This window comes from Demequina phytophila (genome assembly GCF_000971135.1).
Taxonomy (GTDB): Bacteria; Actinomycetota; Actinomycetes; order Actinomycetales; family Demequinaceae; genus Demequina; species Demequina phytophila.
The window spans coordinates 357,828-370,398 of the sequence record NZ_BBLW01000001.1 but is presented as its reverse complement, the minus strand read 5'-3'; the positions used below and the strand labels follow the sequence as shown (position 1 = coordinate 370,398).

Annotated in this window: 12 protein-coding genes; 8 read left to right on the top strand and 4 right to left on the bottom strand. The window is 70.9% G+C overall.

Going from position 1 to position 12,571, the window contains the following annotated elements; translation table 11 throughout:
* Position 1 precedes the first annotated feature (1 nt).
* The 4 genes from AOM01_RS01790 to sdhC are packed head-to-tail and all read right to left on the bottom strand — an operon-like array spanning position 2 to position 3,337.
* The gene (locus AOM01_RS01790) at positions 2–766 is read right to left on the bottom strand and encodes a succinate dehydrogenase iron-sulfur subunit (protein WP_062288067.1); all 765 of its coding nucleotides are present in this window, start codon (positions 764–766) and stop codon (positions 2–4) included.
* Complete coding sequence (sdhA, locus tag AOM01_RS01785; protein ID WP_062288064.1) at positions 766–2,535, bottom strand: succinate dehydrogenase flavoprotein subunit; 1,770 nt, start codon at positions 2,533–2,535, stop codon at positions 766–768. Before sdhA ends, AOM01_RS01790 begins: the two co-directional genes overlap by 1 nt.
* Positions 2,532–3,002 carry a succinate dehydrogenase hydrophobic membrane anchor subunit gene (locus AOM01_RS01780; protein ID WP_062288061.1) on the bottom strand — a complete coding sequence of 157 codons (471 nt, stop codon included), beginning with the start codon at positions 3,000–3,002 and terminating at the stop codon, positions 2,532–2,534. The genes sdhA and AOM01_RS01780 overlap by 4 nt, the downstream gene beginning before the upstream one ends.
* The gene (gene sdhC, locus AOM01_RS01775; protein ID WP_062288058.1) at positions 3,002–3,337 is read right to left on the bottom strand and encodes a succinate dehydrogenase, cytochrome b556 subunit; all 336 of its coding nucleotides are present in this window, start codon (positions 3,335–3,337) and stop codon (positions 3,002–3,004) included. The genes AOM01_RS01780 and sdhC overlap by 1 nt, the downstream gene beginning before the upstream one ends.
* Positions 3,338–3,426: 89 nt before the next feature.
* Here sdhC and AOM01_RS01770 point away from each other — a divergent pair, with 89 nt between their 5' ends.
* The 8 genes from AOM01_RS01770 (at position 3,427) to AOM01_RS01735 (ending at position 12,564) form a co-directional block, all read left to right on the top strand.
* Entirely contained in the window at positions 3,427–4,527 is a 1,101-nt protein-coding gene (locus AOM01_RS01770) for a mannose-1-phosphate guanylyltransferase (protein WP_062288055.1), read from the top strand.
* A 134-nt stretch (positions 4,528–4,661) separates the two neighbouring features.
* Positions 4,662–5,744, top strand: a complete 1,083-nt coding sequence (locus AOM01_RS01765; RefSeq protein ID WP_062288052.1) for a BMP family lipoprotein — start codon at positions 4,662–4,664, stop codon at positions 5,742–5,744.
* A gap of 108 nt (positions 5,745–5,852) precedes the next feature.
* The gene (locus AOM01_RS01760; RefSeq protein WP_062288049.1) at positions 5,853–7,367 is read left to right on the top strand and encodes an ABC transporter ATP-binding protein; all 1,515 of its coding nucleotides are present in this window, start codon (positions 5,853–5,855) and stop codon (positions 7,365–7,367) included.
* The gene (locus AOM01_RS01755) at positions 7,364–8,590 is read left to right on the top strand and encodes an ABC transporter permease (protein ID WP_062288046.1); all 1,227 of its coding nucleotides are present in this window, start codon (positions 7,364–7,366) and stop codon (positions 8,588–8,590) included. Before AOM01_RS01760 ends, AOM01_RS01755 begins: the two co-directional genes overlap by 4 nt.
* Entirely contained in the window at positions 8,587–9,876 is a 1,290-nt protein-coding gene (locus AOM01_RS01750) for an ABC transporter permease (protein WP_062288043.1), read from the top strand. The genes AOM01_RS01755 and AOM01_RS01750 overlap by 4 nt, the downstream gene beginning before the upstream one ends.
* A gap of 4 nt (positions 9,877–9,880) precedes the next feature.
* Positions 9,881–10,276, top strand: a complete 396-nt coding sequence (locus AOM01_RS01745; RefSeq protein ID WP_062288041.1) for a cytidine deaminase — start codon at positions 9,881–9,883, stop codon at positions 10,274–10,276.
* Positions 10,276–11,589 (top strand): thymidine phosphorylase, encoded by a 1,314-nt coding sequence (locus AOM01_RS01740; protein WP_062288038.1) that lies wholly within the window; start codon positions 10,276–10,278, stop codon positions 11,587–11,589. Before AOM01_RS01745 ends, AOM01_RS01740 begins: the two co-directional genes overlap by 1 nt.
* Positions 11,590–12,564 carry a hypothetical protein gene (locus tag AOM01_RS01735; RefSeq protein WP_062288035.1) on the top strand — a complete coding sequence of 325 codons (975 nt, stop codon included), beginning with the start codon at positions 11,590–11,592 and terminating at the stop codon, positions 12,562–12,564.
* The last annotated feature ends 7 nt before the right edge of the window (positions 12,565–12,571 follow it).

The window sequence follows — 12,571 nt, the reverse complement described above, 5'->3', positions numbered from 1 at the left end:
CTCAGACGTCGCCGGAGGTGAGCGCCTTCTTGACCTCGGAGATCGCCTTGGTGACCTCGATGCCGCGCGGGCAGGCCTCGGTGCAGTTGAACGCCGTGCGGCACTTCCACACGCCGGCCTTGTCGTTGAGGATCTCGAGACGGTCCCACTGGCCCTCGTCGCGCGAGTCGAAGATGAACCGGTGCGCTCCCACGATCGCCTGCGGGCCGAAGTACTGGCCGTCGGTCCAGAACACCGGGCAGCTCGTGGTGCAGGCGGCGCACATGATGCACTTCGTGGTGTCGTCGAACCGGGCGCGGTCCTCGGGGGACTGCAGGCGCTCGCGCTCCGGCGCGGTGCCCGTGGTCATGAGGAACGGCATGATCTCGCGGTAGGAGGCGAAGAACGGCTCCATGTCGACGATCAGGTCCTTCTCCACCGGAAGCCCCTTGATGGGCTCGACCGTGATGGGGCGGGCCGGGTTGAGGTCCTTGAGCAGCGTCTTGCAGGCGAGGCGGTTGCGCCCGTTGATGCGCATCGCGTCGGAACCGCAGACGCCGTGCGCGCACGATCGGCGGAAGGACAGCGACCCGTCCTGGTCCCACTTCACCTTGTGCAGCGCGTCGAGGACGCGGTCCGTGGCGTGCGCCTCGACCTGGAACTCCTCCCAGTAGGACTCGCCGGCGGCGTGGTCCGCGGTCCCCTCCGGGTTGGTGCGCAGGATCTTCAGGGTGACGGTGAGGGCGGTGACCTCGCCGACGGCGGGGGACTCGGCAACGGCCGTCATCAGTACTTCCTCTCCATCGGCTGGTACTTCGTGATCACCACGGGCTTCTTGTCGAGCCGGACCCCGTCCTGCGTCGTGTACGCCATGGTGTGGTGCATGAACGCCTCGTCGTCGCGGGTGGGGAAGTCCTCGCGGTAGTGGCCGCCGCGCGACTCCTCGCGCGCGAGCGCGCCCGCGGTGACCACCTCGGCGATCTCGAGCAGGAAGCCCAGCTCGATCGCCTCCAGCAGGTCGGTGTTGAAGCGCCGCCCGCGGTCGTGGATCGCGATGCCCTTGTAGCGCTCCTTCAGCTCCGCGATCGCGCCGGCCGCCTCCTCGAGCGACGAGGCGTCGCGGAACACCTGGACGTTGCGGTCCATGGTCTCCTGCAACGCCTTGCGGACGTCCGCCACGCGCTCGGTGCCGGCCTCGCCCACCGTCGCCAGGAGGCGGGTGACGATGCCCTCCACCCGGGCCGCGGCATCGTCCCGCAGGCCGGGGGCGGCCTCGAGGGCGACGGCGTACTCCGCGGCGGCGATGCCGGCGCGGCGCCCGAAGACGTTGATGTCGAGCAGCGAGTTGGTGCCCAGGCGGTTGGCGCCGTGGACGGACACGCACGCGACCTCGCCGGCGGCGTAGAGGCCCTTGACGGTGTCGGTGTTGTTGCGCAGCACCTCGCCCTGGACGGTGGTGGGGATGCCGCCCATCGCGTAGTGCGCGGTCGGGTACACGGGCACGGGCTCCGTGTACGGCTCGACGCCCAGGTAGGTGCGGGCGAACTCGGTGATGTCCGGGAGCTTCTCGTCGATGTGCGCGGGCTCGAGGTGGGTGAGGTCGAGCAGCACGTAATCCTTGTGGGGGCCGGCGCCGCGGCCCTCGCGGACCTCGTTGGCCATCGCGCGCGCCACCATGTCGCGTGGCGCGAGGTCCTTGATCGTGGGCGCGTAGCGCTCCATGAAGCGCTCGCCCTCGGAGTTGCGCAGGATCCCGCCCTCGCCGCGCGCGGCCTCGGACAGCAGGATGCCCAGGCCGGCGAGGCCCGTCGGGTGGAACTGGAAGAACTCCATGTCCTCGAGGGGCAGACCGGCGTTGAGCGCGATGCCCATGCCGTCGCCCGTGAGGGTGTGCGCGTTCGAGGTGGTCTTGAAGATCTTGCCGGCGCCGCCGGTCGCGAAGATCACGGACTTCGCGCCGAACGTGTGGATCTCGCCCGTCGACAGCTCGAGCGCGACCACGCCGGTCACGGCGACGTCCTCGCCGTCGGCGGCCGCCTGCGGATCCTTGTCGAGGACGAGGTCGAGCACGTAGTACTCGTTGAAGAACTCGACCTCCTGCTTGATGCACTGCTGGTACAGCGTCTGCAGGATCATGTGGCCCGTGCGGTCGGCGGAGTAGCAGGAGCGACGCACCGGTGCCTGGCCGTGGTCGCGGGTGTGGCCGCCGAACCGGCGCTGGTCCACCTTGCCCTCGGGCGTGCGGTTGAACGGCAGGCCCATCTTCTCGAGATCGAGCACCGCGTCGATGGCCTCGTGGCAGAGGATCTCAGCGGCGTCCTGGTCGACCAGGTAGTCGCCGCCCTTGACGGTGTCGAACACGTGCCACTCGGCGCTGTCGTCCTCGACGTTGGCGAGCGCGGCCGCCATGCCGCCCTGCGCCGCGCCGGTGTGCGAGCGGGTCGGGTAGAGCTTGGTCAGCACCGCCGTGCGCGCGCGCTGCGAGCTCTCCAGCGCCGCGCGCATGCCGGCGCCGCCAGCGCCGACGATGACGACGTCGTACTCGTGATGGGTCATGCGAGGTCCTTGCAGAAGCTGGGCAGAAGGCTGGCGTCCGCGCCCGCGGGGCACGGGTCGAACGTGAAGATGACGAGCGCGCCGAGCACGATGATGCCGATCACCGCGACGCCGAGCGCGGCGTGCAGCGCCTTGTTGAGCGCGGGGCGGTGCGCGTAGTCGTTGATGAGCAGGCGCATGCCGTTGCCGCCATGGAGCAGCGCGAGGACCAGCATGGTGAGGTCCCACACCTGCCACAGCGGGCTCGCGAGCTTGCCGGCGACGAACGCGAAGTCGATCTGGCTCACGCCGTCGCCCGTCACCAGGTTGATGAACAGGTGCGTGAGGATGAGGATGACGAGGATCGGGCCGGAGATGCGCATGAAGCGCCACGACCACTGCTCGGCGCCGGGGCGGACGCGGCCGGAGCGGATGCGGGGCTCCTTGATCTTCGGGCCGGGCACGAACTCGGGGGAGGACGCGGTCATCAGGCACCTCCGAACACGTGCATGAGGTGGCGGGGCAGGAAGCCCGCCATGAGCACGGCGAAGATGATCCACACCGCCCACACCAGCTGCTTCTGGTGGCGCAGCGCCCACGTGGAGTGGTCCACGGCGATGATGCGCAGGCCGTTGAAGGCGTGCAGCAGGATCGCGGCGACCAGGCCGGCCTCGACGAGGCCGTAGAGGGGCGTCTTGTAGCTCCCGATCACCTCGTTGTACGCCTCCGGGGAGACGCGCACGAGCGCGGTGTCGAGCACATGGACCAGCAGGAAGAAGAAGATCGCGACGCCAGTGACACGGTGGACTACCCACATCCACATGCCTTCATGGCCTCGGTACAGCGTTGTCGGGGACACGTCCCTCCTCAGAGCACTACAGCGGGCTTGACGGCCATCCTAATGTGGTCGCCATGACGGCTGAGCACACCGACCCGCAGATCATGTCCGATTTCCTAGAGGATCTGGTGACGGTGATCCCGGCGGGCGGGGTCGGGTCCCGCCTGTGGCCGCTGTCGCAGCCGCACCGGCCCAAGTTCCTGCTGGACCTGCTCGGGACGGGCGCGACGCTCATCCAGGACACGGTCGCGCGCGTGAGCCCGCTGTCGGAGCGCGTCGTGATCGTCACCGGCGAGCGGCACGCGGACGCCGTCGCGTCGCAGCTGCCCGGGGTGCCCCGCGAGAACCTGGTGACGGAGCCGAGCCCGCGCGACTCGATGGCCGCGATCGCGCTCGCGGCCGCGCTCATCGAGCAGCGGTGGGGCAGCCGCGTGATGGCCTCCTTCGCCGCCGACCACCTCATCCCCGACGCCGACGCGTTCCGCGCGACCGTGCGCGAGGCCGCGCGGGTCGCCGGCTCCGGGAAGGTGGTCGTGCTCGGCATCGCGCCCACGGAGCCGTCGACCGCGTTCGGCTACATCGAGATGGGCGAGCCGCTCGACGGCGAGGCACGCCACGTGGTCGCCTTCACCGAGAAGCCCGACGCGGAGACCGCGGCCGCGATGCTCGCGCGGGGCTCCTTCGCGTGGAACGCCGGCATGTTCGTGGTGCGCACGGACGTCCTGCTCGGCCATCTCGACCGCCTCCAGCCGACGCTGGCCGCCGGCGTCAGGGACATCGCGGCGGCGTGGGACGGCCCGGCGCGCGCCGAGGTGCTCGCGCGCGTGTGGCCCACGCTCACCAAGATCGCGATCGACCATGCGATCGCCGAGCCTGTCGCCGCCGAGGGCGGCGTCGCCGTGGTCCCCGCGAGGTTCGAGTGGCACGACGTGGGCGACTTCGACTCGCTCGCGCAGCTGTCCGGAGCGGGGGAGGGGCCCGTCGCGATCGGCCGCGCCGCGCCGGTGGGCACGGTCGCCGCGCGCGGCGCCCTCGTGGTCGGCGGCGGCAAGCCCGTGGTCGTCGTGGGGGTGGACGATGCGGTGGTGGTCGAGTCGGACGAGGCCATCCTGGTGACGGTGCGGGGCTCCGCGCAGCGCGTCAAGGACGCCGGGGCCGCGATCGAATCGTCCTGAGCTGGGAGAATCGTTGCCGGATTGTTGCGGAGGCGAGACCAACGCGGGTTTGTTCGTAACATTGCGTCCGTACGATGACCCGTACAACCCCCGCCCGGTGGCAGCCGGGCATGACTGACAGAGGGAATCACCTGATGAAGAAGATCATCCGCGTGGGTGCCGTCGCCGCCGTGTCGGCGCTCGCCCTGGCTGCTTGTGCGTCCGCTCCCGAGGAGGAGACCGGCGCGACCGCCGAGGCGACCACCGGCACCGCGACCGAGACCGTCGACTTCAAGGCCTGCATGGTCTCGGACTCGGGCGGCTTCGACGACAAGTCGTTCAACCAGTCGGGCTACGAGGGCCTGACCCGCGCGGAGGCCGAGCTCGGCATCGAGATCGCGTCCGCCGAGTCGACCACCGACGCCGACTTCGCCCCGAACATCGAGGCCCAGGTCGCCGCGGGCTGCGACCTCATCATCACGGTCGGCTTCCTGCTGTCGCAGGCCACCGTCGACGCTGCGCTCGCCAACCCCGACGTGCACTTCGCGATCATCGACGACCTCGCCGACAACGACTACGACGGCACCACCGACGCCGACAACATCAAGCCCATCACGTTCGACACCGACCAGGCGTCGTTCCTCGCGGGCTACGCCGCCGCTGGCGCCTCGCAGTCGGGCACGCTGTCGACGTTCGGCGGCATGAACATCCCGTCGGTCACCATCTTCATGGACGGCTTCCTCGCGGGCGCCAACTACTACAACGAGTCCAACGGCGGCGACGTCAAGGTGCTCGGCTGGGACGGCAAGGACGGCCAGTTCACCGGCGACTTCTCCGACCAGTCGAAGGGTCAGAACGTCACCGAGGAGTTCCTCAGCCAGGGTGCGGACGTCGTCATGCCCGTCGCGGGCCCCGTGGGCCTCGGCGCCGCCGCCGCCGTGCAGTCGGCCGGCGACGCGTGGCTGATCGGTGTGGACTCCGACTGGACCGCCACCACCGACTACGCGGACATCGTCCTCACCTCGGTGCTCAAGAACATCGGCAACTCGGTGTTCGACACCATCGCCGAGACCATCGACGCCGGATTCTCGACCGAGCCCTACCTGGGCACGCTCGAGAACGAGGGCGTGGGCGTGGCGGACTTCGCCGAGGGCGCCGTGCCCGAGGCCGTGCTCGCCGAGCTCGACGCGATCAAGGCCGGCATCATCGACGGCTCGATCTCGGTCGACGTCTCCTAAGACAGCACCTTTCCGGGGGCGCGCCACAGGGCACACCTGTGGCGCGCCCCTCGCTGTCTCCGCTAGTAGGCTCGGGAATGTCCTGAGCAAAGACGTGGGAGGACCCCTGTGAAACTCGAGCTCCGCGGTATTACCAAGCGCTTCGGAGACTTCACCGCCAACGACCGCATCGATCTGCTGGTCGAGCCGGGCACCGTGCATGCCCTGCTGGGTGAGAACGGCGCCGGCAAGTCGACGCTGATGAACGTGCTGTTCGGCCTGTACGACGCGGACGAGGGCGAGGTGCTGCTCGACGACGAGCCGGTCGTCTTCGCCGGTCCGGGCGACGCGATGGCCGCGGGCATCGGCATGGTGCACCAGCACTTCATGCTCGTGCACCCGTTCACCGTCGCGGAGAACGTGATGCTGGGCCACGAGGACGTGCGCGGCCCCGCCAAGCTGCTCGACCTCGACGCCGCGCGCGCGAAGGTGCGCGAGATCTCCGAGCGCTTCAACTTCAATGTCGATCCCGATGCCCTCATCGAGGACCTCCCGGTGGGTGCGCAGCAGCGGGTCGAGATCATCAAGGCGCTGTCCCGCGACGCGTCGGTCCTCATCCTGGACGAGCCCACCGCCGTGCTCACCCCGCAGGAGACCGACGAGCTGCTCGGGATCGTGAAGGACCTGCGCGACGCCGGCACCGCCGTGGTGCTCATCACGCACAAGCTGCGCGAGGTCAAGGCCGTCGCGGACACCATCACCGTGATCCGCCGCGGCAAGGTGGTGGGCTCCGCCGAGCCGACCGCCTCCCAGGAGGAGCTCGCCTCCCTCATGGTGGGACGCGCCGTGTCGATGCGCGTCGACAAGGACGAGGCGACGCCCGGTGCGACCGTGCTCGCGGTCGACAGCCTCACGGTGGTCGACGCCGCCGGGATCGTCCAGCTCGACAACGTCTCGTTCGAGGTCAAGTCGGGTGAGATCCTCGCGATCGCGGGCGTGCAGGGCAACGGCCAGACCGAGCTCACCGAGGCGCTCATCGGCGTCGTGTCCCCCGACGCGGGCTCCGCGTCGCTCGACGGCGACGTCATCACCGGGCGGTCGATCAAGGACGTGCTGCTCAGCGGCATCGGGTTCGTGCCCGAGGACCGCACCGAGGACGGCATCGTCGCGAACATGACCATCGCGAACAACCTCATCCTCGACCTGCACGACCAGGAGCCGTACGCCAAGGGCGTCGCGCTGCAGCCCAAGGTCATCGCCGAGGAGGCGCGCAAGCACGTCGAGCAGTTCGACGTCCGCGCGACGTCGATCGAGCAGACGGCGGGCTCCCTGTCCGGAGGCAACCAGCAGAAGGTGGTGCTCGCGCGCGAGCTGTCGCGCCCGCTCAAGCTGCTCATCGCCTCGAACCCCACCCGCGGGCTCGACGTCGGCTCGATCGAGTTCGTGCACAAGCGCATCGTCGCGGAACGCGACGCCGGTGCCGCCGTCATCATCGTGAGCGCGGAGCTCGACGAGGTCGTCGCGCTCGCGGATCGCATCGCGGTGATGTACCACGGGCGCATCGTCGGCATCGTCGCCCCCGACACCGATCGCGACACGCTGGGCCTCATGATGGCCGGCGCACACCAGGAGGAGGCGGCGTGAGCGCCGAGACCCAGACCCCCGCGGAGAACCCTGAGGCGCCCGCGCCCGAGGAGCCCCGGTCGCGGCAGGTCCTTCGGGAGATCGCCGAGAGCTCGAGCATGGTCGTCTTCATGGCGATCGTCGCGTCGATGGTCATCGGCGGCATCCTCGTCATCCTCGCCGACGAGGCGGTGAGGGAGTCCGCGGCCTACTTCTTCTCGCGTCCGGGCGACACGTTCGCGGCGATCGGCGACGCGCTCGGCGCGGCGTACTCCGCGATGTTCAACGGCGCCGTGCTCAACCTCGGCGCCGACTCCTTCGCGGGCATGATCAAGCCGTTCACCCAGACGCTCACGCTCGCGACCCCGCTGATCTTCGCGGGACTCGGGCTCGGCATCGGCTTCCGTGCCGGACTCTTCAACATCGGTGCGCAGGGCCAGCTCCTCATCGGAGCGACGGTGGGCGCCTACCTCGGCTTCGCGTTCGAGCTGCCGTGGGGCATCCACCTGCTGCTGGCCGTGCTCGGGTGCGCGCTCGGCGGCGCGCTGTGGGGCTTCATCCCCGGCATCCTCAAGGCGCGTCGCGGCGCGCACGAGGTGATCGTCACGATCATGCTCAACTACGTCGCCCTGCACCTGGTGGCGTGGCTGCTGTCGCTCGAGGCCTTCCAGCGCGAGGGCAGCGACAACCCGATCTCCCCGATCGTCGCGGAGACCGCCCAGTACCCGAAGATCCTGGGCGTGCAGTTCAACCTGCACCTCGGATTCCTCCTCGCGCTGGCCTGCGCGTGGGGCGCGTGGTGGCTGATGGAGCGCTCGACGCTCGGCTTCCGCCTGCGCGCCGTGGGTGCGAACCCGAGCGCCGCGCGCACCGCGGGCATGAGCATCGGGACCGCGACCATCATCACCATGGTGATCGCGGGTGCGCTCGCCGGCCTCGCCGGCTCCGCGCCGGTGCTCGGCACGCAGAAGTTCCTCACCGACGCGGTCGCCGGCAGCATCGGCTTCGACGCCATCACGGTCGCCCTGCTGGGACGCTCGCGCCCGCTCGGGATCGTCCTCGCGGCCATCCTGTTCGGCGGCCTCCAGGCGTCCGGACCTTCGCTGCAGGTCAATGCGGGCCTGCCCGTCGACATCGTCGTGGTGATCCAGGCGCTGATCGTGCTGTTCATCGCCGCCCCGCCGCTGGTGCGGTGGATGTTCCACCTGCCGTCGCCCGCCCACGAGAAGGAGGTGGCGGCATGACCGCGACCGTCGCCGACGCTCCCGCCGCCCCGGCCTCGAGCGCGCCGATCCCGCCCAAGCGCTTCGGCGCGGCGATCACGCTCGGCGTGGTCGCGCTGCTGTCGCTCGTGATCTTCGGGTTCGGCAGCGCGTCCGGCGCGTCGACCACGTTCGTGGTCGCGCGTCCCACCGACTTCTTCGCGATCCCCAGCTTCACGCTGCCGTCGCAGCTGGCCGCGATCGTCTTCTCGGTGATCGGGCTCGCGCTGGCCGGCTGGACCGCGTACCGCGCGAACCAGCGCCGCAAGGTGGGCCTGTGGGTGCCCGTCGTCTACGGCATGGCCATCATGGGCGCGCTGCTCACGTGGGCCGGCGCCGGTCGCGACGCCACCAGCATCCAGCTCACCGGACTGCTGACGAGCTCGCTGTTCCTCGCGGTGCCGCTGGTCTTCGGCGCACTTGCGGGCACGCTGTGCGAGCGCTCCGGCATCATCAACATCGCGATCGAGGGGCAGCTGCTCGCGGGCGCGTTCCTCGCCGCGCTGATCGCGTCGATGGTCGGCAACGCGTACGTGGGTCTCATCGCCGCGCCGATCGCGGGCGCGCTGGTCGGGCTGGTGCTCGCGATCTTCGCGACCAAGTACTGGGTCAACCAGATCGTGGTGGGCGTGGTGCTCAACATGCTGGTCCTGGGGCTCACCAACTTCTTCTTCTCCACCGTGATGACGGAGAACGGCGACCTCAACCAGCCGCTCGGCATGCCCAAGCTCGCAATCCCGCTGCTGTCGAAGATCCCCGTGATCGGCCCGGTGCTGTTCAACCAGAACCTGCTGGTCTACATCCTCTACGTGGTCGTCGCCGTGCTCCAGATCATGCTGTTCCGGTCGCGGTGGGGCCTGCGTGTGCGCGCCGTCGGCGAGCACCCCAAGGCCGCCGACACCGTGGGCATCCAGGTCAACCGCACCCGCGTGCGCAACACCGTGCTCGGCGGCGCGATCGCCGGCCTCGGCGGCGCGTTCTTCACCGTCGCGTCGGGACTCGCGTTCGGCAAGGAGATGACCGCCGGCAAGGGCTACATCGCCCTCGCCGCGATGATCCTCGGCCGCTGGAGCCCGCGCGGCGCGCTCGCCGCCGCGCTGCTGTTCGGCTTCGCCGACGCGCTGCGCGCCCAGCTCGGCGCCATCGGCTCGCCTATCCCGTCGCAGTTCCTCGCGATGTTCCCGTACATCGCGACGATCTTCGCGGTCGCCGGACTCGTGGGCCACGCCCGCCCGCCGGCCTCCGAGGGCATCCCGTACAAGAAGTAACGCCATGGACATCGACTGGGACCTCCTCCGCACCAAGGCGCGCGAGGCCAACGAGCGGGCCTACGTGCCGTACTCGAAGTTCAAGGTGGGTGCCGCGGCCCTCACCGACACCGGCGAGATCGTCACCGGCGCGAACGTCGAGAACGCCAGCTACGGGCTCACGCTGTGCGCCGAGTGCGCGCTGGTGTCGAAGCTGCACACCGACGCGCTCGGTTCACGCCTCGTCGCGTTCGCGTGCGTGGACGCGGCGGGCGCGCCCCTGCAGCCGTGCGGCCGCTGCCGCCAGCTGCTGTACGAGTTCGGGGGACCGGGCCTGCTGATCGACGGACCAGACGGCACCCTCACCCTGGACGACCTTCTTCCCTGGGCCTTCGGGCCCCAGCACCTCGAGGAGGGCTGATGGCCGAGCGCCACGACGCCGTCGACGTCATCCGCGTCAAGCGGGACGGCGGCACCTTGACCGACGACCAGATCGACTGGGTGGTCGACGCCTACACCCGCGGGGTGGTCGCCGACGAGCAGATGAGCTCCCTCGCGATGGCGATCCTCCAGCGCGGCATGACGCGCGCCGAGATCGCACGGTGGACCGCGGCGATGATCGCGACGGGGGAGCGGCTCGACTTCTCGTCGCTGTCGCGCCCCACCGCCGACAAGCACTCGACCGGCGGCGTCGGCGACAAGATCACGCTGCCGCTCGCGCCGCTGGTCGCCGCGTGCGGCGTGGCGGTTCCGCAGCTGTCCGGGCGCGGCCTCGGCCACACGGGCGGCACGCTCGACAAGCTCGAGTCCATCCCCGGCTGGCGGGCGGACATGTCCAACGAGACGATGCTGCGCCAGCTCGAGGACGTCGGCGCCGTCATCTGCGCGGCCGGCTCCGGCCTCGCCCCTGCGGACAAGAAGCTCTACGCCCTGCGCGACGTCACCGGGACGGTCGAGGCCATCCCCCTCATCGCCTCGTCCATCATGAGCAAGAAGATCGCCGAGGGCACGGGCGTGCTGGTGCTCGACGTCAAGGTCGGCACCGGCGCGTTCATGAAGGACATCGAGCAGGCGCGCGAGCTCGCGCGCACCATGGTCGACCTGGGCACCGACGCGGGCGTCGTGACGTCGGCGCTGCTCACCGACATGTCCACGCCGCTCGGCCGGGGCATCGGCAACGGGCTCGAGGTGACCGAGTCGCTCGAGGTGCTCGCCGGCGGCGGCCCCGCCGACGTGGTCGAGCTCACGCTCGCCCTCGCGCGCGAGATGCTCGTCGGCGCCGGCGTCACGGATGTCGATCCGGCGGACGCGCTCAAGGACGGACGCGCGATGGACGCGTGGCGCCGCATGATCGCGGCGCAGGGCGGCGACGTGGACGCGGTCATGCCGACCGCCCCGCACGTCGAGGAGGTCCGCGCGGACCGCGACGGCGTCATCACCCGCATGGATGCCATGGGCGTCGGCGTCGCGGCGTGGCGCCTGGGCGCCGGCCGCGCGCGCCAGGGCGCCGCGGTCGAGGTGTCCTCGGGCGTGTACCTCAACAAGGTCGTGGGCGATGAGGTCAAGGCGGGGGACGTCATCATGACGCTGCACACCGAGACCGAGGACCGGATGCCGCGCGGGCTCGCCGCCCTCACCGAGGCATGCGACGGAGCCGGCACCCTCGACATCACGCCGGGCGGCACCGTCGACCGGCACATCATCCTCGACGCCGTGGGCGCCCACACGCGCTAGATGGCCTGGACGCTCACCGCCCTCGCGGCCCGCGCGGCGGGCCTCGTCGGGCTGTCCGAGCGGCGCCCGCCCGAGGAGCCGGCGAGCACCGAGGGCCTGTTCGAGCGCGCATTCCAGCGCGCGGTCGACCGCGCCGCCGCGGCGGACGCGAAGGCCCTCACCGTCTCCCGGGACCAGATGGGGGACGATGCCGCGGTCCTGTTCCGCGCGGTGGCCTCCGGGGCGCCCATCCCGGCGGTGGCGGCGCTCGCCGCCGGCTGGGACGGCCTGGGAGAGGCGACCCGGCGCATCGTCTCCCATCCCGCCGGCGACGCGGAAGGGCCGCTCGCGTGGGCGGGGGTCCGGGCGCGTCAGGTCGATCAGACCACGTGCGGGGCCGCCACGATGGGGGTCATGCTCATGGTGGGCGACCCGTTCGTCGCGCTGTGGGTCGCGACCGGACGGACCCTCGCGGACTACGAGCCCGCGGAGGCCATGCACGCCGAGGCGGAGGGCTACGAGGCGCTCACGGTCGAGGAGCGGTGGCACGCTCTTCAGCACGTGATCCACGCGCAGACCACGGCGTCCGCGCTCGGACCGGTCGCGTGGCCGCGCTCGCTCGGGACCCCGCCGTGGAAGGTGGACGACTCGACGCGCTTCGCGGGGCTGCGCTTCCGCGGGTCCCTGGTGGACGACTCGTCACCGGACGCCCTCGCGCCGCTCCTCGCGCACGCGCGCCGCGCGCTCGGCGACGGGATCCCGGTGCCGATGTTCACGGCGGGCGACTCCTCGCTCGGGCTCGACTCCGTGATCCCGCGGCACGTGGTGCTCCTGGTGGGCGACACCGGCGACGGCTTCCTCGTCTACGAGCCGGGCGCGGGCGCCGTGCTGCCCCTCGCCGACGCGGACCTCCACCCGGGCGCCGGCCGGCTGCCCGCGCTCGGGCACTGGTCGCGCGCCGCGTGGCTGGTGCTGCCCGTGCCGCGCCGCGCCTGACGCGCGG